The sequence below is a fragment of the Oceanicoccus sp. KOV_DT_Chl genome, from assembly GCF_900120175.1.
Taxonomy (GTDB): domain Bacteria; phylum Pseudomonadota; class Gammaproteobacteria; order Pseudomonadales; family Dasaniaceae; genus Oceanicoccus.
Map to the genome: position 1 here is coordinate 1,898,013 of NZ_FQLF01000002.1, position 24,832 is coordinate 1,922,844.

Genomic DNA, 24,832 nt, shown 5'->3' on the forward strand with positions numbered 1-24,832 from the left:
TAGTGACGAGAGTCTTATAGAAAGTAAAAAGATTTATTAGAGTATTGAGAGTGTGAGTCATGAAGATATTAGATAAAACTATTTGTGTTTTGGGTTTAGGTTATATAGGGCTACCCACAGCATCATTGTTAGGTACAAAAGGTTATAAAGTCCATGGGGTAGATGTGTCAGAAAACGTGGTAAACACGATTAATGATGGTCGCATTCATATCGTCGAACCTGACTTAGATGTCATGGTTAAATCTGCAGTCAACTCTGGTAATTTAAAAGCTAGTTTAGAGCCTTGTGAAGCAGATATTTTTATCATCGCAGTGCCAACTCCTTTTAAAGACGGCAAGAAGCCAGATTTAAGCTATGTTGCTCAGGCTACAGAGAAAATAGCGCCCTTTGTAAAAAGTGGAAATCTAGTTATTCTGGAGTCTACAAGCCCCGTAGGAACTACCAATGAAGTTGTTGCTGATATACTTGCTAATTATGGCTTGAAGCCCGGTGAAGATGTTTTTGTGGCGCATTGTCCCGAGCGTGTTTTACCTGGAAGAATCTTAATTGAGTTGGTCGAGAATGATCGTGTAGTAGGTGGTATTAACGAAGCATCAACTAAAGTTGCAGTAGATTTTTATCAGGAGTTTGTTCGTGGTGATGTCCTAGCTACTACGGCTAAAACTGCTGAAATGGTAAAATTAACAGAAAATTCATCACGCGATGTTCAAATTGCTTTTGCAAATGAGCTTTCTATGATTTGTGAAAGTGAAGGTATCAATACCTGGGAAGTCATAGGGCTTGCAAATCGGCACCCTCGAGTAAACATTCTTCAGCCAGGTCCCGGCGTAGGCGGGCACTGCATAGCTGTTGACCCATGGTTTATTGTTGACCGCTCTCCTGACAAGGCTAGGCTTATTCGCACCGCGCGGGAAGTAAATGATTCTAAGCCTGATTGGGTTATTGATCGTGTTAAAAATTGCGCCGACAAGTTCAAAAATCCAACTATAGCTTGTCTGGGCTTGGCTTTTAAAGCTGATGTTGATGATCTCCGAGAATCACCAGCGTTTGATATAGTACAAAAGCTAAAGGCTGACAGCATAGGTAATCTTTTAGTTTGTGAGCCAAATCTCAAACAACATAAAGACTTCGATTTGGTTACTTTAGAAGTGGCTATAAGAGATGCGGATATTGTTTTACTTTTAGTTGACCACAAACAGTTCAACCACTTGAAGGTTATAGATTTTAAAGAGCGGGTATTAATTGATACTCGAGGTGTAATTAAGTGACCATCAAAGTGATGACAATATTTGGTACGCGTCCTGAAGCCATTAAAATGGCGCCTCTTGTTATCGGTCTTAATGAGGCTGACGGGATTGAATCAATATTATGTGTTACTGCGCAGCATCGTGAGATGTTGGATCAGGTGTTAAATCTTTTTGGTTTGAAGCCAAATCATGATCTTGATTTAATGGCACCTGGCCAGGACTTATTTGATATTACTACGCGATGCTTGCTTGGCTTAAGAGAGGTGTTTCGAACCGATCGACCAGACCTAGTGTTAGTTCATGGAGATACTACAACCTGTTTTGCTGCAGGCTTGGCAGCATTTTATGAAAATATCCCAGTAGGCCATGTTGAGGCGGGGTTAAGAACTGGCAATCTCCAAGCGCCTTTCCCGGAAGAAGCCAATCGTAGTTTAGTGGGGCGAATAACAAACTACCATTTTGCACCTACCTCGTTAGCAAAAAATAATTTACTTGCAGAAAACATAAAAGAAGAGACTGTGTGGGTAACAGGAAATACTGTGATTGACGCTCTATTGATAGTGCGTGATATCGTAGAAAATTATCCTGACGGGCATTGGGTAAATCAATTCGGGAAGCCTTTATTTGAGAGAATAAGTAGCACTAATAGAAAACTTATTTTAATCACTGGCCATAGACGAGAAAACTTTGGGCAGGGATTTATTGATTTATGTTCTGCAATACGTGAACTTGCAGAATGCCATCCAGAGTGGGATCTGGTATATCCGGTCCATCTTAATCCCAATGTACAAAAGCCAGTATATGAAATACTAGATGGGCTAAAAAACGTAAATCTTATTGAGCCGCTCGATTATGAGCCATTCGTTTGGATGATGAATCAGAGTGATTTAATATTAACGGACTCTGGCGGTATTCAGGAAGAGGGGCCTGCTTTAGGAAAGCCAGTATTGGTTATGCGTGAGGTGACAGAAAGGCCAGAGGCAGTTGACGCAGGAACAGTGCTTTTGGTGGGGACTAACCGAGAAAAAATTGTTACCGCCGTAGAAAATGTTATGGGTGACAAGGCCAAATATATAGCTATGTCGCGTGCTCATAACCCTTATGGTGATGGGCTGGCGGTGGAAAGAATCGTCCGCGCTATTTCATCTGGCTTTTTACCGACTAATAGTGAAGATCAGTGGACTATATAATAGACGTATGAAGAAAGCATTTGTCAATTCCTTGCCAAAATCAGGAACCAACCTTGTTGGTAAATGCCTCGAGCTTTTTGAATATCAACAACTACATGGATTTGCTTCTAGTGAGGTATTGAGCAATACCTTCAAGGCGAAAATAAAACGATTGCTCTGGATGCCATGGAAACAAGGCTATCTTATTGGTATTGATACCCCCGTTGAAATATCGCGCAGTGCTATTAACAAGCGTCTTGATGCGGTTGGGCCTGATCAGTTTTTATTTGGACACGTTGGTTATACATCTGACTTTTTGGCTAAAGTACGGGAGAAAGAGTTCGTGCTCTTTGTGATGCTGCGAGATCCTAGGGCGGTGCTAAATTCCTTTGTGCATTATGTGGTATCAAATAAGCGGCACGTAATGCATGAAGAGTTTTTAAAAATGACAGTTGATCAGCGCTATAGAGCGGCTTTGTATGGTTGTCATGGAGTGGACGCTAGCCTTGAGTCGCTAAAGATTCGTTGTAGTTCATTAAATCCTTGGATAGAGTCAAGCGATGTTACATTATTGCAGTATGAGCAGTTAGTTGGAGATAAGGGGGGGGGTTGTCAGGAGGCGCAGAGGAGGTCACTGGTTGTGTTGTGCAAGGCATTAGAGATACCCGTTAATGGTATTGAGGGAGTAATAGATGAGTTGCATGGGCCAGGTCGAGTGACTTTTAGGAAGGGGCAAATAGATTCATGGAGAGAAGAGATACCTTTAAGTTTGCAGGCAGAAATTAATCAAGAGCTGGCGGGTATTTTACAAGCATGGAATTATGCAGTGTAAATATCATGACTTTGCCATAACGATAATCGCAATTAAATTATTAAAAGTGTCCCTGTGCCAAAAAATAAAAAAATAAATATGATCAGGGAAAGGCTACTCAAGGGGGGGGCGATAGTTTTTCTTGGCAAACTATTCTCAGCATTTTCTTTGTTAGTCGTTAATGCGCTATTAGCAAGGTTGCTACAACCTGAGGAATATGGCGCATATTTTTTAACATTAAGCTTAGTAACTACCGCTGCAATGTTTGGTCAGCTCGGTTTAAATCGGGCGGTAGTAAAATTTGTCGCAGAGGCGTTAGCCAAAGGTAAACCTGGACAAGCTAAGTGGGTGATTCATAAAGTTCTGATTATTTGTCTTTGTTGCGCCCTGGCCGTTGGTTTATCGATATATGCAGGCCTAGGCAATTGGCTTGCCGAGTCAGTCTTTCATTCCAAACCTATGGCGCAGGTAGTCTGGTTAATTTCAGTTTGGGTAGTGATTTTCTCAATGCAAGGTTTGTTTGGAGAGATATTCAGAGGTTTGCACAAAATTACCTTCGCAACATTATTTAGTGGATTGTGCACAGGCGTGTTTTCTGCAGTGGCATTTACCTTGCTTTGGTTATTAAATAGCGAGGCGAGCTTTGAAGAGGTTATTATCATTTCTATGCTTTCGGGGTTAGCTAGTCTTATCTTAGCAAATATATTCCTGCATGGTGATATTGGGCAGCATACCTCTGCTAGTAATATTGATGTTGCTCAGGTATTAAAGCTGGCAATGCCGATGTTTATCACCGGTTTTTCGTTATTTGGTGTGCGGGAAATGCATATGTGGGTATTGGGCGTTTTTCAACCAGACAGCGATGTAGCATTGTATGGTGCATGCACTAGGCTCATGACCTTGTTGACTATGCCGCTGCTAATCGTAAATGCGGTATTGCCTGCAACGATTGTTGAATTAAACACGCAAGGCAAAACGAAGAAATTACAAGAAGTATTGAGAAATAGCGCAACTCTAGCCACGGCCCCAGCAGTATTAGGTTTTATAGTCGTGTTGTTATTTGGTACAGAAATACTAGAACTTGTTTTTGGTAGTTATTACCAGCAGGCATCTCACTTACTATTACTGCTGGCTGGGATTGCTGTGATTAATGTTTTGGTTGGGTCCCCTGGTATGTTATTGATGATGACTGGGCATGAAAAGCAAGTTATGTGGTCTGCCTTGCTTGCGGGTCTAGGTGGTGTGTTTGCTAGTGTGATAATGACGAATATATATGGTCTTATAGGTGTGGGTATTGGCCTAGGTGTAGGTATAGTGAGCCACAATATATATATTTGGTATTACGCTAGGCGAAAATTGAGTATAAATACCCACGGTGGGTGGCTGCAATTACTTAACATGCTACGTTGGGCAATGCAGTATCTACAACACAACAACACAAAGTGATTTTTTAGTTAATGACAACAATAAAGCGCTATAAAATACTGGATTGTTCGATTTCTGCAGTTGATACTCGTCTTGCTTTTGATGCTTGTATAGAAAGAATAAATAGCGGCGAGGGTGGCTATGTCTGTTTTTCAAATGTGCATGCTGTGGTCACTGCAAGAAAAGACCTGCTTTTAAGACGGGCTACTAATAACGCATTTATTGCCTCTCCTGATGGCAGGCCTTTGTCCGTAGTTGGCAAGTGGCGTGGCGTGGATGTACAACAAGTAGCAGGCCCTGATTTTTTACCGTATATGATGGAGCATGCTGCAGATGGCAAACACTTTTTTATGGGATCAACTGAAGACACGTTGGTTAAATTGAAAGATGCCTTAGGTAGTAGCTTCCCCCAAGCGGATATCGTTGGGCTTTATTCGCCGCCTTTTGGGCCAATGTCTCAAGCAGAGAACAATAAAATTCATAAAATGATTGTTGATGCCGGAGCCAATATAGTTTGGGTAGGACTTGGGGCACCCAAACAAGAGTGCTGGATGGCGGATAACTGGCAGCAACTGAGGCCGGCCTTGTTATTTGGTGTGGGTGCAGCATTTGATTTTCACGCTGGGAAAATAAATCGGGCGCCAGAGTTTATGAGGAGAAGTGGTTTAGAGTGGCTGCACCGCTTATTTAGTGAACCGAAGCGATTATGGAAAAGATATCTCGTCACTAATAGCCTGTTTATTTTCTATTTATGTGTAGATGGCTTGTCATCAATGTTTAAAAAACATGGTAGTAGTAAATGAAGCCTGAACCATTATTTATTTTCTCGCAACCTCGGGCGGGCTCAACACTTCTGCAAAAAATGTTAATGGCTCATCCTGAAATGGAGTCTATTGCCGAGCCTTGGTTGTTACTTCCGATGTTATATGCCACTAAAGCAGATGGTTTGATGGCTGAGTATAATCAGGAGGCCTCATCACAGGCGATTAGTGAGTTTGTAGAAAGTCTTCCCAATAAGCAGGATGATTATCTAGCCGCTATAGCCGATTGGGCACAAGGGCTTTATGAAAAGGGCTGCAAGGGCCGGCCTGTATATTTTATTGATAAGTCTCCGCGTTACTACCTAGTGTTGCCTGAAATAATAAGGGCATTTCCTGCTGCAAAATTTATTTTTCTATTTCGCAATCCGCTGTCGGTCTATTCGTCCATCTTAAAAACTTGGTGCCAAGGTCGTTTTCTTTACCAACATACATTTATGCAGGACATTAATACAGCGCCAGTGCTTTTGGTTGAGGCTCTCAATAGTATAAGCGAAGACAGGCGGCTTCATGTGAATTATGAGCAGCTTGTTTTAGCGCCGGAGCAAGTATTATCTGATATCTGTGAGTATTTGGGGTTGGGCTATACCGAGCAAATGCTTAAGCAGTACAGCGTACAGGATCTTCGCGGTAGTTTGGGGGATAAGTGGGGAAATAAACAATATAGCGGTGTTGCTAGTGCCAGCATTGAGAAATGGATAACAAGTTTTGATAGCTGGTATCGGGTAAAAGTAGCCCAAGCCTATATTGAAAGGCTGGGTGACGATACTCTTAGTGCTATGGGTTATTCAAAGAATAAATTATTGGGCGAGCTTAAAGTTGAGGCCACTCATAAAATTGGCATTAGAGATATGCTTGATTATGTTATAAGTGAATGTTTTAGACGCTTAAACGGAGAGTTTTTTGTGAGAATGTGGAAAGACAGAAATAGCACAGATAAAAAGTTAAAGTATCGTATTTATAAATAAGAAAAAATAGGAAGTTATGAATAATGTTCACTATGGCAGCATCGCTGTTGTTCTAACATGTTTTAATAGAAAGGAAAAAACCGTTGATTGCTTGCGCAATTTCTTTGCATCGGTTGCCCATGTCAATATTTATCCGACTGTGTATCTAGTTGATGATGGTAGTAGCGATGGCACCGGCGAAGTTGTGAAGGCTGCCTTTCCTCAAGTGAACATTCTCACTGGAGATGGAAACTTGTTTTGGAATGGCGGTATGCGTAAGGGGTTGGCTGCGGCGATGGAAAAGGGTTTTGATTTTTACTTGTGGTTGAATGACGATACTATTTTATATGAATCAGCTATGGCTGATATGTTTTGTTGCTTTGAGGAACGCTCCAAGCACGAAGAAAATAGCTTAATCGTTGTTGGCGCCACGAAAGATGTTGGATCAGATAAAATAACTTATGGTGGGGTTCGGAGAGAGTCAAAATGGCGACCGGTGCGATTTCGCTTAATGGCGCTAGGTGCTGTTTCAACAGCCTGTGATTCGATGAACGGTAACTGTGTTATGGTCACTTCAGCGGCGGCCGATGTTTTAGGCAACCTTGAGGCAGGTTTTACCCATGGTATGGGTGATATCGATTATGGTCTGCGAGCTAAAAAGGCCGGTATTGGTTTGTGGGTGCCGCCTGTTTATGTTGGAGAGTGTCCGAATAATCCAATTTTTGGGTCGTTCGATGATGTAAGTCTTCCTCTAAGTGAACGGTGGAGAAAAATACGTTCACCTAAAGGGTTACCGTTTCAGACATGGTACGTTTTAACCAGACGGCACGCAGGTTTGCTATGGCCCGTATATTTTTTATGGCCATACCTAAGAGTGGTTTTTAGTTCGCTGAAGTATTCACAGAAGTAAAAGATGTTAAATAAAAATATTTAGGAAAATGTGATGTTTTCATATGTGCTGGCAGTGATAAGGCGATTACGAACAGCCTATGTAGTTTTTAGGTGTCGAAGATTTATGTCAGTAGGCAAAGGGTTGCATATAGGAAAAACCCCTCTTTTTTGGGCGGCTGAAAAAATCACTATCGCCGATAATGTTTATATTGGTAAAGATGTAAATATTGAATGTAATTGCCAGATAGGGAGTTACGTTCTAATTGCAAATCGGGTGGCACTCTTGGGTAGAATGGATCATGACTTTAGAGTCAAGGGCATTCCAGTTAGGTTTTCGCCCTGGGTTGGCAGTAAAAAAAATCTAAGTCCGTTCTCTGGAGACAAGGTGGTTATCGAGGATGATGTGTGGTTGGGTTACGGTGTAATAGTGCTTACAGGAGTTACTATTGGTAAGGGCTCTATTATTGCTGCAGGGTCATTAGTAACAAAGGACATCCCTCCATATTCTATAGCAGCAGGCTCTCCAGTGAGAGTGATAAAAAAACGCTTTGAAAGAGAAGCAGATATTTTAGAGCATGAAGCGTTAATAGCTACTGGCAGTTTTAAGTTCTCTGAACGCGGATTTGATCACTTTGTTATTGAACCTGGTAGATATGACAAGTAAATAAATAATTATTGAGGTGAAGAGTGGCTAAAAAAATATTGTATATATTCGATCGTGTAGCCCACTACCAAAAAGAGCTATTTGTTAATTTGGAGTCTGTCTTGGCTGAAAAGGGTGATAGTTTATATCTTTTATCTGGCTCTAAACCAGATGGTGCAACCGGAAGGGTGGGACTAGAAGATAAGATAGTCAAAAACGAATATAAATATATTTTTAAAGAATATATTGTAGGTGGGTTTACCTTTCGTTATCAAAAAAATGTCATAAAGCAAATTAAAGAGATTGACCCCGATGTAGTAGTTATAACTAGTCATGTAGGGAACATCATTGATTGGTATCTAATGTATTTAAAGCAGAAAATGGGGTTTAGATTAGTGGCTTGGCAGTGCGGCTATGAATTTAATCCCAGCAAAGCAAAAGATTTTTTATTGAATCGTTTTATACCAGGATTTGATTATCATCTTGCTTATCATTCCAATGCTGCAAATTATGCCTTGAATTATGGCGCTAGCAATTATCAGGTGAAGGTAATTCATAACACTATTAATGAAGAAAAAATTATTTCTTTGGGGCGGGCTGAGGCCAGAGAAATAGTTAAAAAAACCATCCCTATTGCTGAAAAGAAAATTATTCTTTATGTGGGGGCCATACTTGAAGAGAAGCGTTTAAACTTATTAATAGATAGTATGGATTGTCTGGGAAGAGATGACTTACTTGCGATCATAGTCGGGGATGGCCCTTACCTTGATGATCTTAAGAAATATACAGGTGATAGAAAAAATATCGTTTTTACCGGTAGTATCGTAGAAGGCGTTGGTCCCTATTTTGATGTTGCTGACTGTTTTGTGCTACCTGGTACCGGCGGTCTGGCTATTAATGAGGCAATGGCGCATGCATGTCCCATTATTTCCGGTTACGCAGATGGCAGTGCAGATGATTTAGTCATAGAAAGAGAAAATGGTTATCGACTAACGCAAGGCACAGCGCAAGAGTTAGCAGAAAAAATTATCGCGGTGATCGATAGTGATGATGGCGGAAGAAGCTTAGGTGAGTATTCGGCCGAGCTAATTAACGGGAAGTTTTCTTTTAAGAACTTTATGGATCGTATTGTTTCTGGTCTGCAAGCAGTGCTCACTTAATGAAGTTTTTATCCTTGCGGAAATGGTTGCTGGTATTTAGTCTGCTTGTGTTTGTGTCGTCAGTTATTGCACAGGAAGATGCTTTGTATGCATCCGATTTTGAAGAAGAGGCTTTTCTTGGTGGGGCGATTGGCTGGAAAGATAACAGCAGTTGGGCAGATGTTGATGTCGAGTATGAAAGAGATGTTGGTCGTAACGGAAAGGGTTTTTCCCAAAAAATTATTTGCAGTCGATATGGCTCGGGTGCCGTACAGTTTGTCAGGGCGGGCATTGACCTAGAGGAGGGCAAGACATATAAAATTACACTTTGGTTACGAGGAGATATGCAGTCATCTGTAGATCTTCTGCTCAGAAAGCGTGGCAAGCCCTACACAAAATATGCTTCAACTGGCTTTAAAATTACAAAGCAATGGCAGGAGTATAGTCTGGTCGTTAATCCTAGAGAAGAAATTGATGATGCTTACATAATGCTTCGTTTTTCAGGTGTTGGAGCACTCTGGGTTGATGATGTACTGATTGAAAAAGCTATTAGTACCCCGCCCCAAGCCTTAAAAAACAGTAAGGAAAATTTAGTCAGTAATGGCAGTTTTGAAGTTGGTTTGGATCGCTGGGGAATCAGGGTTCGCGAAAGTGATAAATATCGTAGTGAGATGGCACTTGATTTTCTGGACTTGACGGCTCAAGTCAGTAAAAGTGCAAAAAAAGGCGAGCGAGCGTTATTGTTAGATTTACCAAATAAAGCACGGTTTATCCTTACATCGAGCTATTTTCAGGCGTTTCCTGGGCAGCAATATCAATTGTCATTATGGGCAAAGACGGACAAACCAAAAGGCATCAGGCTGGGCATTAACTCAGGTTATATTAAACAGGCGGAAGGTGTTTATGAAAATTTTAGAATTGACACCAAGTGGAAAAAAATTAAATTTGAAGTGGTGTTAAAGCCTGCCCAAAAAAATGCTTATTATATAATCGTAGAGGGTAATGGGGCTGGTCAAATCTGGATAGACGATGTTCAGTTTAAACTTGTTAAAAGCAAGGAAGAGCTAGAGCCTAAGCTGGCAGAAATTGGTTTTTCACAGAAAGCAGATGATCAGAGTATTTATCAGTTAGGTGACGGTATTAACAGGCGGCTGATGGTCGCTGGCTACAGAAAACATACACCGTTTCGCTTGAGTATTAAATCGATAAATTATCATGGTGAGCAGAAAATATTGCATGAGTCAATGGTTGTTGATAGGTCTGAAAACCCCATCACTGTTAGCATCCCATCCTCTGAACCAGGTTATGTAAGATTGGTGGCAGAATTATTTGAAGGTGATAAAAAAATTGATCAATCAGAAACGGCTTTGGTAATTGTCCGCCCAAGATTGTTAGCCCCCGATCAGTCTTCAAGCTTTGGGGGGCATATTCGCTTTAGCCCTTCTCGGTTTAAGCAGGCTGCGGCAATGGGAGTGGGTTGGCTTCGAATGCACCCACCTATGGGGACTAAGTGGTTAGTAGTTGAGCCGAAAAAGGGAGTTTTTAGTTTTCATGATGATGCAATTAATTTGGCTGTTGATAGTGGTTTCAATATTCTTGGTAGTCTTGAGGCAACCCCAAAGTGGGCATCAACAGCCCCAGATAGTGATCGACGCTATACATCATATCCGCCGTCGAATATGGATGACTGGGAAAATTATGTTTACAAGACAGTAAAATATTATAAAGGGAAGATTAATTATTGGGAGGTTTGGAATGAGCCAGACAGTCATGGCTTTCTGCGTCTACCTAAAAACACGTTTGGGCAAAGTAAAGCAGAAGTTTATATTGAGTTGTTAAGCCGAGCTTATCGTGCGGCGAAGGCGGCAAACCCGGATGCAGTAATTGTGGGAGGTAGTGCAACCGGTAAGCCTCCAACGCTCTGGTTGGAAGATATATTCAAATTAGGAGCGTTGCAATATATGGATATTGTTTCTTTCCATTTTTATAGTGAGGGCAGGCCTGGCGGCGTTTTGACTCCTGGGATTGCCGACTATGCTCATGATATTCGTCAGTTGATTGCACAATATGGCAAGGGTAAGTCCTTGCAAATATGGGAAACTGAAAGTGGAGTGATGTACCCGCGAACGGAGTACGAAAATATCTTGGAGGTGTCGCCTTCGGTGACTCTGAATGGCACAGAAATATCTGCCTATTTGGTGCGAAATCACATCATGCTAATGGCAAGCGGTGTTTCTAAGTGGTTTTACTACAGTATGATGACCCACAACCGAGTCGATCGCCGTGAGGCAACAGCTTTTTTTGAGTGGGATAATTCTCCTCGTCCCGCAGTTGCGGCCTATGCTAATTTAAGCTGGATGTTAGAGGGAGCGAAATTTCAAAAAGATTATAAAATTGCCGATAATATAAAAGTGGTTGAGTTTAAAAATGCCGAAGCGAAAAAACAAGTTTCTGTACTGTGGCTTGATGATTGGCTTACCGACAAGAAACAGAGTTTTGTTTTTGAAATGCCTGCCACGGCGGTCAAAATGACTCTCTACGATATCACTGGTCGGGAAATTACTCATACTACTGGATCCATTGAATATATAGTTGGGGTTGCCCCACTGTTTTTGGTAATAAGTTACAATTAATGTTGAGTGGTTTGACAGCTATTTTAAGTTGATGATAGTTTGAACAATATGCGTTCTTAGTATTGTCAAATTGAGCGACATTTCCTATAACAATAAACATTAGTCAAAATGAGTTTGAGAGATGAGAATGAAAAATATATTTTTAAAAGGACTTCTAGTAAGTATTAGCTTCTCAATTTCACCGGTATATGCCTCTTTAGTATCTGTAAGTGGAGACCTTCAGCTAATCACTGCGCCCGTCTCACTTAATCCCGGAGTTTTAGAAAGTTCTACAACTATGCAAGTGTTTGCTGAATCTCAGGGTTATATGCTGCAAAGTGCCTTGATGGTTGATACGCTGTATGCCACCGGAAATAGTGGCGTTATCGCTGCGGGTAGATCAGTTAATACCTATTTTGTGCACATGGACCCAGTGGGAGATTCTTTAGAGATTAATGACATCGTCTCTTTGAGTGGCACTCTGACCTTTGACAGGCAGATCTTGGGTTTGATCTGGTCAAGTGACGTATGTTCTTTGTGCCCGGTATCCGATAATAACCTTGATGCTAGTGATTTTTTTGGCTCAGATAATACGGTCTATCCATTAGGTGATCTGGGCCGTGGGTATGAGCAGGATGCTTACTACGAAGGCCGTACACTAGACTTCATCTCTATATCCCCCGATGGTATGAGCCTGACTCTAACGGCCAACTCATACCCCCTTCGGCTGGATCAAATGAGAGTAATCACTACGGTGCCCGTACCGGCAGCAGGCTGGCTGTTTTTGTCGGCTCTTATTAGCTTGTCTGTATCGAAGAAAGTGAGAAAATTCAAGGATCATCATTGAAAATTTGAGGTACCTATTGTTAGGCCTCCAGTTATATCTGGTGGCTATATTTTGAATGTTTTCTTTTCTGTTTATAGTAAATCTATTAGATAAGATTGTTCTATTGGGATAGTTAAAGGCGAGAGATTGTAAATATCCTCTCATTTCAAAGTATAGATATCAGTAGCTTTTTCAAACAGTTACAGTCCTGGACGAATTCCTAGATTTTATTGATCTAAACTTTTTTTTGCGCGTCAAAGTGCCTGTACGACTGTTTTTTCCGCCCGGGTGGTTTATAGGGAGCGAAGCAGGTTAGTGCTGTTGCGGTACCCAGCAATGCCCAGTAGAGCTCTCCCATGCCGGGGTAAAAAAGTGTCGACAATAGCATCACGCCAAAATAGCTGGTGACAACCATGACCTCCGGTACCTTTTGGTCAACATAAGCCATTGCACGAACAAGAATAAAGATACGTATTAGTAAGGCGGCTAAGACCATGGCGGTTAGTATGCCTCCATGGGAGGCAAGCCGAATCCACATATTATGTATATGATCAAAGGAGAAGCCAGAAAGTTTTAAGAATTCACTAGAGGCTCCCATTAGTGGTGAATTGCTAATAATGTCCCATCCCATGGCGTATTGCCCCAATCTTGCGTCAGCGGTTTGTGCGGCTAGGCCGCCACCAATCGATGACAGTCCTTGAATTAAGTTAGATGAGAATACTAAGGTTAGTCCTGCAGCGAAAAAGCCGAGGATGCTAAACAAAGTAATAGCAGTTGTTCGCTTAGAAGGGCTTTTCTTGTGGATATATTTCAGTAGCCAAAGAAGTACCAGACCGAATAATACGGAAATTAAAACATTGCGAGATTGCAAGCCAATTAGTCCGAGAACAAAGGAGATGGCAACAACCCAGCGCAGCAATTTGTATTTTGTGCTTTTGGTAAGGTGGGTCCCCGGTAATACAATACACCATAGAACTGTGTAAGCCATAAATTGAGCTAGGTCGCCGTAAGAGGGGAAAATACCTATAGATTTTTGAATTGACTCTACACCGATGCGGGAAATTTCAAACCGTTCCTTCGGAAGGGTTAGTAAATCCATGGCGACGAGAAAGGCTGATATACAGCCCGCTATCCCGATCAGCACCACTAGCCAGCTAGTGCGCCGAAAATGGTTGAGGTTTTTAATACATAACAAAGGGATAGCAAAATAACCAAATTTGACGGCGTCCACCCACATTAGGTTTATGTATTCTGCCCCTAATCCGGTAAAGGACAGGTGCTTAAAAAACAATAGCAAATAAAGCAAAATTAAGAAAAAAATGACCCGCTTCATACGTTCGCTATTGCCGCGAAATAATCCAATAAGTCCTAATAAAAGCAATACCGGCGCCAGCAGTTTATCTAAGGCGGTAAAGTTTGAGAAATGGGCAATGATCCAGCTAAAGGGTAAGAGCGCAAACCAAAAATAAAAGAGTTTTATTAGCATGTTATATTTTAAAAAACAACCTACAGAGTTTAAGTAATGCAGTATACATTAGGACATCGGTCATGTTTTGGCACTTTTACCCTTAAGTTTAAAAGCGAGGTATTTACTATTAAATAGTGTCAGTGAATATATTAGAAATAGGTCTGTTGTGGATGGCTAAAGTTATCGGGTTGGTGGTTTATTGGCCTGAGTCGACTCAGCTAATATTTATATGCCGTTAAACCCACCTGATTCCGGTATTTTTACTGTTAAGTGAAGGGGGAGATAGCTTTAGTTTGTCCAAACATTACGATAAACTCGCCAGTTCGTTGATGCAGGAGGTTGCCGCTAAGTACACCCTCTTCTTGATACCTTTATTGATGCAGAGACGCTAATTATTAAAATAATATTGAGTTTGAGGTAGAAAGATGTCCCGTAAAATCGCACTTATCACTGGTATTACAGGCCAGGATGGCTCGTATCTAGCTGAATTGCTACTAGATAAAGGGTACGAGGTCCACGGCATCAAGCGCCGAGCAGCGTCCCTTAACACTGAGCGTGTTGACCATATTTATAAAGATCGCCATGAAGACAATATTAACTTCTTCCTTCATTACGGTGACTTGTCAGATACTTCCAATCTAGTGCGTTTAATCCGTGATATTAAGCCCGATGAAATCTATAACCTTGGCGCAATGAGCCATGTTGCGGTCTCTTTTGAGTCACCGGAATATACCGCTGATGTAGATGGCATGGGGGCTGTGCGAATATTAGAAGCTATTCGATTGTTGGGGCTGGAGAAGAAGACTAAGTTTTACCAGGCCTCTACCTCTGAGCTTTACGGTAAGGTCCAAGAGATACCGCAAACGGAAACTACACCTTTTTATCCGCGTTCACCCTATGCTGTAGCCAAGATGTACGCTTATTGGATAGTGGTCAATTACCGTGAAGCCTACGGTATTTATGCTTGTAATGGCATTTTGTTTAATCACGAATCGCCTCGCCGTGGGGAGACTTTCGTTACCCGTAAAATTACTCGTGCCTTGGCCAATATAGCTATGGGTATTCAGGATTGTTTGTATTTGGGCAATATGGACGCCAAACGCGATTGGGGCATGCCAAGGATTATGTCGAAATGCAGTGGCGTATGCTGCAGCAAGATGAGCCGGAAGATTTTGTTATTGCAACGGGCAAGCAGTATTCAGTGCGTGAATTTGTCACGGTAGCAGCAGCAGAGCTAGGCATAAATCTGCGCTGGGAAGGCAGCGGTGTGGATGAAGTGGCCATTGTTGATAGCATCGTTAATAAAGATGATGCCCTTGAAACCGCTGCGCTAGTGGGAAAAACTGTTGTACAGGTGGATCCACGCTACTTCAGACCGACAGAGGTTGAAACTTTGCTTGGTGATCCGGCTAAAGCAAAAGCCAAGTTAGGATGGGAGCCAACTACTACTTTTGAGGAGTTGGTTACTGAAATGGTGGCTTTTGATCTTGATAAAGCCAAGCGCTTTGCGTTATTGAAAGGTCAGGGTTTTGATGTTGCTTTAACAGAAGAATAATAATTTTAAGGGCATCAGCATGTTAGAAAAATCAGCCAAAATTTTTGTTGCTGGCCATAATGGTATGGTGGGCTCGGCTATTGTACGCAATCTTGAACATCAGGGTTACACGAACGTTATTACTCGTGGCCGTGATCAACTGGATTTGTTGTCGCAGTTAGATGTACGCCAATTCATGCAACAAGAAAAGCCAGATTATATCGTGCTGGCCGCCGCCAAAGTGGGTGGCATTATGGCCAACAATACCTACCCTGCAGATTTCATTTATCAGAATTTAATGATTGAAGCGAATATTATTCATGAGGCTTATAGTGCGGGTGTAAACCAATTATTATTCCTGGGAAGCTCTTGTATTTATCCTAAATTGGCTGAGCAGCCCATGCAGGAAAGTGCCCTGTTAACCGGTTTACTTGAGCCAACCAATGAGCCATACGCCATTGCTAAAATTGCCGGTATCAAGCTGTGTGAGTCCTATAATCGGCAGTATGGCACGGATTACCGTTCCGTCATGCCGACCAATTTGTACGGCCCCTTTGATAACTTTCATTTGGAAAACAGCCACGTTATACCTGCCTTAATACGCAAGTTTCATGATGCGGCCACTGCTAACCAGGCGGAAGTTGAGGTGTGGGGTACAGGCAAAGCTATGCGTGAATTCCTGCACGTTGATGATATGGCGGCAGCCAGTGTGCATGTTATGGGTCTATCTTTAGAGGCCTATCAGGCGGTTACAGAGTCTATGCTTTCCCATATTAATGTCGGTACAGGTGTCGACGTCACTATTCGTGAACTTGCCGAGACGGTAAGTGAAGTGACTGAATTTAAAGGAAAATTAGCTTTTGATGCGAGCAAGCCTGATGGTACGCCGCGCAAATTAATGGATACCACTAAATTAAATCAGCTGGGCTGGCAACCAAAATATGATTTAAAAACGGGCTTGCAAGATGCCTACGCTTGGTTTGTAGCCAATCAGGAACAGTTTCGTCGATAAGTAAGCCGCATTCATCGGTACAAATACCAAATGATGGCAGGCTTGCTTGAACATACGCCATAGCCATGCCATATTTACTGGCCATAATAAATAATAATCTGCGGTTGGTTTTTAGTGGTTTGGCATATATTCAGCGCGTAAGTCATCTGATGTTTTCCCCCACTGGTTTTTGGCCGATTTTCTCCCGTGTTCACCAGCTTGCATCTGGTCGTTAATTAGAAAAAGGAATATCTCAATATGAGTCGTAACTCGTCGGTTGAGTCACAACCAAACCCCTCCATTTTGTGGATTTTGCTATTGCTGTCCTTGGCCTTTTTGGGGTTGATTTTCGAGAGTGGTTTAGCAGAAATGGTGAAGGACTGGGAGTTGGATGAATATAGCCATGGCTATATGATCCCTATGGTTGCACTGTATATTATCTGGCAAAAACAGCAACAACTTCCCGCTGTGACCCAGAGTGGCGCATGGCTTGGGGTATTGGGTACCTTGCTAGGCTTGATGGCGTTTTTTTTGGGTGAAATGGCGACTGTATATGAAGTGGTACAGTATGGTTTTTTACTTTGTGTAGCCAGTGTATTTTTATCCTTTTTTGGTTGGCGGCCCATGCTAATTGTTTGGGTGGCATTTGCTTACCTTATCTTTATGGTGCCCTTACCTCAGTTTGTTTATAAAGCACTCTCCTCTGAATTACAGCTTATTTCATCGTCACTGGGTGTTTACGTTATTCGGTTGTTTGATATCAGTGTATACCTTGAAGGTAATGTAATTGATTTAGGCTCCTATCAATTACAAGTGGTAGAGGCTTGTAGTGGTCTTCGTTACTTATTTCCGTTGATGAGTTTTGGGTTTTTAATCGCCTATTTATTTAAAGCGCCGTTTTGGCAGCGCGCTTTGCTGTTTCTATCAACTGTGCCTATCACCGTGCTGATGAATAGTTTCCGGATTGGTGTCATCGGGGTCACGGTAGAATATTGGGGTATTGAAATGGCTGAAGGGTTCTTACATGACTTTGAAGGTTGGGTTGTGTTTATGGGCTGTTTGGGCGTGCTGGCTGTCGAAATGATGATCTTGCATAAATTGTCCAGGTCAACTTTACCGCTATGGGATCGTGTGGATTTGGATATTCCGGAAAATATCATCAAGCTATCAGATTTTAATATTGGCTGGAAAACCCAGCGCCCTTTTATTGCAAGTTTAATTTTAATATCTGTAGCGTTACTAGGCACGCAATTCTTGGAGTCACGAGAAGAAATTGCGCCTGCGCGGACAGAATTCAAAAATTTTCCTTTATATAATCATAAGTGGCTGGGCCGGGAAGGCTCTATTGAAGATAATGTTTTGGGCGCATTAAAACTCACAGATTATCTGATGGCAGATTACAAAATTAAATCCAGTCCATTGCCGGTGAATTTTTATATTGCCTACTACCAATCACAGCGGCAGGGTGCCGCAATACATTCACCAAGAACGTGTATTCCTGGCGGTGGTTGGGAGTTTGACGGCCTTAGCCAGAAGATAATTCCTGATGTTAAGCATATGTCTGGTGTTCCACTTGAGGTTAACCGGGTATTAATACGCAAGGATCAATCAGCACAAATCGTGTATTACTGGTTTGAGCAGCGTGGCAGAAATATTACCAATGAATATGAGGCTAAGTGGTATGTTTTCTGGGACTCGTTAATGGATAATAGAACGGATGGCGCCTTGGTAAGGGTTGTGGTACCCGTACCGGATATAGCCAACATTGATAAATCTGAGCAGTTAGGGATTAAGTTTATTCAGGATTTCTATCCGTTAATACCGGATTATATTCCGGGTAAAAAACTGTAATGAAAGTAGATAACAATAAGAAATTAATAATGGGCAGGTATAGATGGAGTTAATTTATAGCTTCACTGTAGCGCTATTTTTAACGATTGCGATTATACCGCTGCTAATTCGTTTTTCAGCGCAGCTTCGGCTTGTTGATGACCCTGGTGCTGATAGAAAAATGCACACCAAGGTTATGCCTCGAAGTGGTGGTTTGGCGATAATTCTGGGCGTGTTTATTCCATTAGGGTTTTTACTTTCAATGGAGGGTTACATCCCCTTTTTGTTCGTAGGCTGTGCCATTATTATCTTTTTTGGTCTATTGGATGATAGGGCGGAACTGAATTATAAATGGAAATTATTTGGTCAAAGCCTGGCAGTGATCGTGGTTATGTCAGGTGGTATTGTCATTGAACGTATACCATTTTGTGGTCTGGAAGCAATTCCAGTTTGGGTAAGTTACCCGTTAACATTTACTTTTTTGTTGGGTGTTATTAACGGCGTTAATTTTTCCGATGGGCTTGATGGCTTGGCTGCAGGTACTAGTTTGCTGGCATTAGCAGCCATCGCCGCGTTAGCATCTATGGTTGAAATTCATTCAGTAACCTTAATTGCATTAACCGTAATTGGTGGGGTATTGGGTTTTTTGCGCTATAACACCTTCCCCGCACAAATTTTTATGGGCGATGCAGGCAGTCAGTTCTTGGGATTTATTACGGCCTGTTTGGCGATTGTTATTACTCAATCTGATGCATCGGCATTGAATACGTTTTTGCCAGTCATTCTTTTGGGATTGCCGATTATGGATATTATCCAGGTGGTTCCCGTGCGAATCAAAAAGGGGCTGCCATTGCCGGGCCCGGATAAGGAGCATTTTCATCATCAGTTAGTGAAATTGGAATTTCGCCACCATGAAGTCGTGGCGTTAATATATTTGCTTCAAATTGCAATGATGAGCGGAGCTTATTTTTTAAGATTTGAGAGCGATGAACTATTGATCGGCTTTTACTTTGGCTATTTAGTATTGGTATTGGGGCCTTGTTCACTGCGCATAAACTTGGCTGGAAAGTCAGGGAGCCATCGCCCGTTGAGCATGGTAAGGATCGACGCAGTTATTTATTGCGAAAAATTGGTTGGGTCTATCACTATTCTGTACCTATTGTTCAATGTTCAATAATTTTATTTTTTGTCACCGTGCCCTTCTTATTGCATGACATTGGCGGGCAATTTTCTCTGGCTGCTATAATACTCGGGCTAAGCTTGGTATTGGTTGCTATGATTTTTCGGTCGGCATCAACAATGCTCGCGCGCTTATCATGCTACTCAGCTAGCGTTTTTGTGGTTTATTTGGTCACTACCGAGCTGGACGGTAGTCCGTTGATGATTTATCTGGATGCCTTTCTCATTGGGTTGGCAGCTTTTTTGATGCTGGCGATACGAATGAGCCGTAAAGAGCAGTTTCGTTTGGATACGCAGGATTTACTGATATTGCTGATGGTAGTTATTGTGCCGCAGCTGCCTTTTTCGGCGTTGGAAAGTTTTTCTATTGGTCATATAGCACTGCGTTTATCGGTATTGATGTATGGCTGTGAGTTTTTACTGGCCAGGGAAGGGCAGGATAAAATCAAATATTTAAGCATTGGGTCGATTGTTGGTTTATTTGCAATCGGATTAACAGCATTTTAATTTCAGTTTGGAAAGAGTTCGGAGAAAATTATGTTCAAAGGAAATTTTCGGAAAACAGGATCAGTTTTATTATTGTCCTCAATATTATTGGTAGCCTGTGGTGGTGAAGAACGTCAGGCTGAATATTTGACCAAAGCTCAGGATTATTATGATCAAGAGAATATGGACAAAGCAAAAATTGAAGTTAAAAATGTTTTGCAGATTAACCCGAATAATGCAGATGCTCGCTATTTATTAGGTCTGATTAATGAAAGTGATCAGAATTTTCGTGGTGCGTTTAAGCAATATATGACAGCTGCGGACACCAATAAAAAGCATGTTCCGTCACTGACAAAGCTAGCCGAGTTTTATTTGGCGGGTAAAGATACTGATAATGCAATGCTAAAAGCAGAAGAAATATTGGTCATTGATCCTAATAATGCTGATGCTTTGGGTGTGCAAGCGGCGATTTTAGCGTCGCAAGGTAAAAATGATGAGGCTGTGGCTAAAGCACAGCAGGCGCTGTCTGAAGAGCCGGGCCATGTTCAAGCGACTACCGTCTTAACAGCGCTGTATGCTGAGGAAAACCCCGAGTTAGCATTGCAAACCATCACTGAAGGTATTGCTAATCAAAGTAAAAACGAAGCTTTAAAACAGTTAAAGATTCGTTTGCTCGCATCACAAAAGCAAACAGATGAAGTCATAAGCTTATTTGAAGAGTTAATTCAGGAATATCCAGAGAATTTCTTTTACACTGTTCAACTAGTGAACTTTCATCTTGCTGATGATAGAAAGACAGAAGATGAGCGCAAAGTAATTGCGGAACAGATACTACGCGATTTGGTGGCCAAGAATCCTGATGAAGCTAATCCAAAGAGTTGGCTGGTCGAGTTTTTGGCGAGGAATAAGGGTAGCGATGATGCGATCGTACAGCTAGAAGAATTTTTAACTCAAAAACCAGAAGATTTTAAGAGCCGTGACCAGTTGGCGAAGTTTTATGTTGCAAAAAAGGAGTTTGCGAAAGCTGAAGCGTTGTATCAGTTTGTTGTTAATCAGGACGGCGAGAGTAATGACGCTCTTGAAGCGCGTAACCGCTTAGTATCGCTGGCAATGGCAGAAAACGATCAGCCCAAGGCTGAAGCTATCCTAAAGAAAATCTTTGAAATAGAGCCAGAAAATGCAGGGGCATTACTCTCTCGAGCTAAATTAAGATTAGCAAAAAACGATATGGATGCAGCTATTCCTGATTTACGAGTAGTGCTTAAAAACGACCCTGAATCTGTCGAGGCTTTAAGCTTATTGGCCCGTGCCCATGAGGCAAGTAATTCACCCGATTTAGCCCTTGATAGTTACCAGCGTTTACTTGCGCTTAGGCCTAAAGCCATAGGTGCACTTGTCGGCTCCGCAAAAATATTATTGGCGAAAAATGAAAACAAAGACGCGCTGGCTTTACTGGAGTCGGCGCAAAAAATAGATGCAGCAAATCCTGAAGTAGTGCGTTTATTAGTAGACCTTTATTCTCGTGAGCAGCGCTGGGATGATGCGATGTCGTCACTAGCGGCGTTGACTGAAAACGAACAGACCATGGCAATTGGCTATTATTTAAAAGGCCGGGTTCTGCTACGTAAAAAAGAGTATAAGCCTGCGGTCGAGGCGTTAGAAAAATCTCACGAAATAGAGCCTAAAGGTATAGAAACTTTAAATGCTTTATTAGGTAGTTATGTCGCTTTGGAGCAGATGGATAAGGCCTTTGCCTATGTGCAAGCGCATATTGAAAAATACCCTGAGCAGCTTCACGCGCAGGAATCTCTGGGTAATCTACAAGCCCGCGATGGTGATTTGGGTGCAGCGACAAAAACCTATTTAGCGATAATTGAAAAGCAGCCCGGCAATACCGGTGTGTATGGTGCGTTGGCTCGTATTTATGCGGCACAGAAAAAGCTTGATGATGTTGAAGCCTTATATTTAAAGGGTATTGAGAAGGCCCCGGAAAATATGGAGTTACGAGCAATGCTGGCTGAGCTCTATCAAGCACAGGGTAACTTCACAGGGGCAATGAATGAATACGAAGCTATTCTGAAAACGAAACCGGATGCGTTAGTTATTAAAAACAATCTGGCATCGTTGTTAATGGATCATGCAAATACTCCAGAAAATTTACAGCGGATTGCTTCACTGTCAGCGGATTTAGCGGCGACAGAAACGCCTGCATTTTTAGATACCGCCGGTTGGGCGCAGTACCAATTGGGTAATTATGCCCAAGCCGTGTCATTGCTAGGTGCAGCTGTAGAGGCAGGAGGCAAGGGTGCAGTTTATAATTATCATTTGGGCATGGCTTATTTTAAAGCGGATATGAAAGTTCAGGCGAAAGAGCAGCTTGAACTGGCTTTGGCTGATGACAAGGTTGATTTTGTTGGTAAAGGTGAGGCAGAGAGTGTTTTGGGTAGTTTATAAGCGCTACTACTAAACTGCTATAAGGCTGCCTTTGGGTGGCCTTTTTTGTGGGTGCTGTATTCATTAATGCGATTGGAGGCGGGTGTTTAGGGTATCCGCACAAATTTAATCTTTCACTATGTACTATCAAATCTGACTTATGGTCGAAGTGCAATTTAGTGTATGTAGCTTGGACTTGATCTGACAGTACACATCAAGGGGCTCTTACTTAATCTGGCGGGCCGCCTATATGCAAGATAAACAATATCCGGTATCGAGGGCATAAGAGGCATGGGCCAGTTCTGGGCTATTTTGCTAACTTTTGACCCTAGGCGGACTATGCCAGAACCAGAATGCTATGTAATGGTGACTTGATGACACGCCACAATGGCATTGCAGCGACAGATCTCGGCTAAGTATGTTCAATTTGATTATCTCAAGACCAATTTTAACTGACGGATTTTTAGATTCCGTAAGACAGATTAGTTATTTCTCCTAAACTACTTCTTGAATATTTGATACAGGGTAGAGTGAATGCAGAATTTAACTATGGTTTTTGTGGTCTCTTTGCTGCTGCTTGGGTGTGGGAATGAATTGCCTCTCAACGATGAGAAGCTCATAAGCGATCAATTATCTAAGGAAGAGTTAAAAGTTATTGAGTCATATCGTCTATCGATTCCTTCCCGGCTTTCTCAAGAAGGTGTTACAGCATTGGCTGTAGTTTTGGTTAATCAAGAGGGTATCATCTGGAAAGCCACTTACGGTGAAGCTCACTTCGATAGCTTATTTAGTATCCAGTCCATGTCAAAAACATTTACCTCAGTGGCTGTTTTAAACGCTGTAGAGGGTGGTCTTTTGTCGCTAGATACGCCAGTCGTTAACTATCTGCCAGAATTTACTGTCCAGGACAGGTACTCTCAAAACCCCCTTAAAAAAATGACCCTACGTCACCTGTTAAATCATACAGCAGGTTTTACCCATGAGGCGCCAGTAGGAAACAATTATGATACAACTTCTTTGTCATTTGAAGATCACATAGCCAGTATCCGTGACACATGGTTAATGTTTCCGGCCAGCAGTGCTTATAGTTATTCGAACTTGGGCGTTGATCTGGCCGCTTATATTATCGAACAGAAGTCAGGCAAACCATTTCATGAATATTTAAATGATCAAGTTTTTAAGTCACTTAAAATGTATTCCAGTACAGCTAATGGGAATACTGTTAAGGCGTCGTCTAAACGTATCATAGGCAATCAGTTGTTTATGAAGTCGGTCCCAGTTTATGTCCCCATGGTTGGGGCTGGCGGTATATATACAACCATTGATGATATAGCACCGTTTATAGGGTCTTTCCTTCAAGTAAAGAAAGGAATCGTCACTCAGCAGTCCCTTCAGGAGATGTACACGCCTAGTCAATATTATCCCTACGGACTGGGAGTGACAGTGGAATCCAATGGAAAATGGATGAAGTATGGCCATAATGGAGGCGGGTTTGGTTTTACCTCTGGAATGCACTGGATACCGGATAAAAATATCGGGGTTGCTATCCTTACAAACTATGGTCTTGATTATAATTTGCAGAGCGATCTCACAGAGTCACTGATGCTAGGTTTTATTGAGGCTAGAGACGGTGTAAAGGCAGAGCCATTCAATACTAAGTGGCCTGCATACTATCAGAACCCGAATTTTAATCCGTCCGAGTACAAGAGCGAATATGCTAAATACATAGGGAATTATCACTTCCCTATGAAAGGTTATAATTTACCCTTCTATGCGGAATGGATTATAAAGCTTGGCTTATCCCCATATCAGGTTGTTGTCGATCGGCAGCAAAACAACTTAGCTATCAATGGCGAACCTCTGTTTGAATACATGGCAGGTGTGTTTTTTACTTCTACAGGAGAGGCACTTGATTTCCGGTCTGGCTATTTGATTTTTCGTGGAATAGAAATGGACCAGATTTAAGCCTTACTTTCTCCATCGTTGAGTCTGCTTCTTGGCACAACAGTGGCTATTGATGCATTGTTATAGTGATAGTCGCTACGTGACCCATTGCAGGCCCGAGTAATTACGTGCGCATTCCAGCTGGCAGGAAATTGGATAGGGTCGATCTTATCGCGGCACGATGTGGGGTCGGGCCAATAATTTTACGTAGTGTGTAAAATTTTGCTCTGACCCCCGTTAGAAACCGTTGGCACGATGTTGTTTCGAAGTATCTGCCAGAATGGCAAGTTGATAAATCGGAGTGACCTGAAAAAGGTTTATTTAGGGAAATCGTGCCAACGGTTTCTGTCAGGGGTCAGAGCCACTTTTGTAAACAGCACAAAAGTGGGTCCGACCCCGCACTGTGCCATGGCAAGTATTATTTCTATCCGACCTCGTA

At 42.0% G+C, this 24,832-nt stretch carries 18 protein-coding genes and 1 pseudogene; 18 read left to right on the plus strand and 1 reads right to left on the minus strand.

The window, feature by feature from the left end:
• Nucleotides 1-59: 59 nt before the first annotated feature.
• The 11 genes from wecC to UNITIG_RS12800 all read left to right on the plus strand — a co-directional run bounded on the left by wecC (nt 60) and on the right by UNITIG_RS12800 (nt 12,549).
• Nucleotides 60-1,268, plus strand: coding sequence for a UDP-N-acetyl-D-mannosamine dehydrogenase (gene wecC / locus UNITIG_RS12750; protein ID WP_101758721.1), 1,209 nt, complete (start codon nt 60-62; stop codon nt 1,266-1,268).
• Nucleotides 1,265-2,437 (plus strand): non-hydrolyzing UDP-N-acetylglucosamine 2-epimerase, encoded by a 1,173-nt coding sequence (wecB, locus tag UNITIG_RS12755; protein ID WP_369809166.1) that lies wholly within the window; start codon nt 1,265-1,267, stop codon nt 2,435-2,437. The genes wecC and wecB overlap by 4 nt, the downstream gene beginning before the upstream one ends.
• 7 nt (nt 2,438-2,444) lie before the next feature.
• A complete protein-coding gene (locus UNITIG_RS12760) occupies nt 2,445-3,248 on the plus strand; it encodes a sulfotransferase domain-containing protein (RefSeq protein ID WP_145999164.1) in 804 nt (267 codons plus the stop codon).
• Between the two features lie 54 nt (nt 3,249-3,302).
• Entirely contained in the window at nt 3,303-4,673 is a 1,371-nt protein-coding gene (locus tag UNITIG_RS12765) for a lipopolysaccharide biosynthesis protein (RefSeq protein WP_101758723.1), read from the plus strand.
• Nucleotides 4,674-4,684: 11 nt separating this feature from the next.
• Complete coding sequence (locus UNITIG_RS12770) at nt 4,685-5,455, plus strand: WecB/TagA/CpsF family glycosyltransferase (protein ID WP_101758724.1); 771 nt, start codon at nt 4,685-4,687, stop codon at nt 5,453-5,455.
• Nucleotides 5,452-6,438, plus strand: a complete 987-nt coding sequence (locus UNITIG_RS12775) for a sulfotransferase (RefSeq protein ID WP_101758725.1) — start codon at nt 5,452-5,454, stop codon at nt 6,436-6,438. The genes UNITIG_RS12770 and UNITIG_RS12775 overlap by 4 nt, the downstream gene beginning before the upstream one ends.
• A 16-nt stretch (nt 6,439-6,454) precedes the next feature.
• Entirely contained in the window at nt 6,455-7,327 is an 873-nt protein-coding gene (locus UNITIG_RS12780; protein WP_101758726.1) for a glycosyltransferase family 2 protein, read from the plus strand.
• 105 nt (nt 7,328-7,432) lie between these two features.
• Complete coding sequence (locus UNITIG_RS12785) at nt 7,433-7,972, plus strand: DapH/DapD/GlmU-related protein (protein ID WP_159931152.1); 540 nt, start codon at nt 7,433-7,435, stop codon at nt 7,970-7,972.
• Nucleotides 7,973-7,995: 23 nt separating this feature from the next.
• Nucleotides 7,996-9,111: a glycosyltransferase family 4 protein gene (locus UNITIG_RS12790; RefSeq protein ID WP_101758728.1), complete on the plus strand. Its 1,116-nt coding sequence runs from the start codon at nt 7,996-7,998 to the stop codon at nt 9,109-9,111.
• Nucleotides 9,111-11,723 carry a carbohydrate binding domain-containing protein gene (locus tag UNITIG_RS12795; RefSeq protein WP_101758729.1) on the plus strand — a complete coding sequence of 871 codons (2,613 nt, stop codon included), beginning with the start codon at nt 9,111-9,113 and terminating at the stop codon, nt 11,721-11,723. Before UNITIG_RS12790 ends, UNITIG_RS12795 begins: the two co-directional genes overlap by 1 nt.
• Nucleotides 11,724-11,850: 127 nt before the next feature.
• A complete protein-coding gene (locus UNITIG_RS12800; RefSeq protein WP_145999165.1) occupies nt 11,851-12,549 on the plus strand; it encodes a hypothetical protein in 699 nt (232 codons plus the stop codon).
• A 214-nt stretch (nt 12,550-12,763) separates the two neighbouring features.
• On the opposite strand, the gene UNITIG_RS12805 is transcribed toward UNITIG_RS12800, so the two are convergent.
• Nucleotides 12,764-14,014: an O-antigen ligase gene (locus tag UNITIG_RS12805; RefSeq protein ID WP_101758731.1), complete on the minus strand. Its 1,251-nt coding sequence runs from the start codon at nt 14,012-14,014 to the stop codon at nt 12,764-12,766.
• 407 nt (nt 14,015-14,421) lie between these two features.
• On the opposite strand from UNITIG_RS12805, the pseudogene gmd reads away from it, so the two are divergent.
• From gmd to UNITIG_RS12840, 7 genes and pseudogenes are all read left to right on the plus strand, one after another.
• Nucleotides 14,422-15,551, plus strand: a pseudogene (gene gmd, locus UNITIG_RS12810) (GDP-mannose 4,6-dehydratase).
• Nucleotides 15,552-15,570: 19 nt separating this feature from the next.
• Nucleotides 15,571-16,542, plus strand: a complete 972-nt coding sequence (locus UNITIG_RS12815; RefSeq protein WP_101758732.1) for a GDP-L-fucose synthase — start codon at nt 15,571-15,573, stop codon at nt 16,540-16,542.
• Nucleotides 16,543-16,779: 237 nt separating this feature from the next.
• Nucleotides 16,780-18,372, plus strand: coding sequence for a VPLPA-CTERM-specific exosortase XrtD (xrtD, locus tag UNITIG_RS12820; RefSeq protein WP_101758733.1), 1,593 nt, complete (start codon nt 16,780-16,782; stop codon nt 18,370-18,372).
• A gap of 43 nt (nt 18,373-18,415) precedes the next feature.
• A complete protein-coding gene (locus UNITIG_RS12825) occupies nt 18,416-19,528 on the plus strand; it encodes a glycosyltransferase family 4 protein (protein WP_101758734.1) in 1,113 nt (370 codons plus the stop codon).
• Nucleotides 19,529-19,650: 122 nt separating this feature from the next.
• Nucleotides 19,651-20,037 carry a hypothetical protein gene (locus tag UNITIG_RS12830; protein ID WP_101758735.1) on the plus strand — a complete coding sequence of 129 codons (387 nt, stop codon included), beginning with the start codon at nt 19,651-19,653 and terminating at the stop codon, nt 20,035-20,037.
• Nucleotides 20,038-20,109: 72 nt separating this feature from the next.
• Nucleotides 20,110-22,470: a tetratricopeptide repeat protein gene (locus UNITIG_RS12835; protein ID WP_159931153.1), complete on the plus strand. Its 2,361-nt coding sequence runs from the start codon at nt 20,110-20,112 to the stop codon at nt 22,468-22,470.
• 513 nt (nt 22,471-22,983) lie between these two features.
• On the plus strand, nt 22,984-24,414 hold the full coding sequence (locus UNITIG_RS12840; protein ID WP_101758737.1) for a serine hydrolase: 1,431 nt from the start codon (nt 22,984-22,986) through the stop codon (nt 24,412-24,414).
• Nucleotides 24,415-24,832 lie beyond the last annotated feature (418 nt).

Coding starts and splice junctions, on each gene's coding strand:
- UNITIG_RS12760 (WP_145999164.1), top strand. CDS start 2,445: ATGAAGAAAGCATTTGTCAATTCCTTGCCAAAATCAGGAACCAACCTT.
- UNITIG_RS12825 (WP_101758734.1), top strand. CDS start 18,416: ATGGAGTTAATTTATAGCTTCACTGTAGCGCTATTTTTAACGATTGCG.
- UNITIG_RS12830 (WP_101758735.1), top strand. CDS start 19,651: ATGCTCGCGCGCTTATCATGCTACTCAGCTAGCGTTTTTGTGGTTTAT.
- UNITIG_RS12775 (WP_101758725.1), top strand. CDS start 5,452: ATGAAGCCTGAACCATTATTTATTTTCTCGCAACCTCGGGCGGGCTCA.
- UNITIG_RS12780 (WP_101758726.1), top strand. CDS start 6,455: ATGAATAATGTTCACTATGGCAGCATCGCTGTTGTTCTAACATGTTTT.
- UNITIG_RS12840 (WP_101758737.1), top strand. CDS start 22,984: ATGCAGAATTTAACTATGGTTTTTGTGGTCTCTTTGCTGCTGCTTGGG.
- UNITIG_RS12815 (WP_101758732.1), top strand. CDS start 15,571: ATGTTAGAAAAATCAGCCAAAATTTTTGTTGCTGGCCATAATGGTATG.
- UNITIG_RS12795 (WP_101758729.1), top strand. CDS start 9,111: ATGAAGTTTTTATCCTTGCGGAAATGGTTGCTGGTATTTAGTCTGCTT.
- UNITIG_RS12805 (WP_101758731.1), bottom strand. CDS start 14,014: ATGCTAATAAAACTCTTTTATTTTTGGTTTGCGCTCTTACCCTTTAGC.
- UNITIG_RS12785 (WP_159931152.1), top strand. CDS start 7,433: ATGTCAGTAGGCAAAGGGTTGCATATAGGAAAAACCCCTCTTTTTTGG.
- UNITIG_RS12800 (WP_145999165.1), top strand. CDS start 11,851: ATGAAAAATATATTTTTAAAAGGACTTCTAGTAAGTATTAGCTTCTCA.
- wecC (WP_101758721.1), top strand. CDS start 60: ATGAAGATATTAGATAAAACTATTTGTGTTTTGGGTTTAGGTTATATA.
- UNITIG_RS12770 (WP_101758724.1), top strand. CDS start 4,685: ATGACAACAATAAAGCGCTATAAAATACTGGATTGTTCGATTTCTGCA.
- xrtD (WP_101758733.1), top strand. CDS start 16,780: ATGAGTCGTAACTCGTCGGTTGAGTCACAACCAAACCCCTCCATTTTG.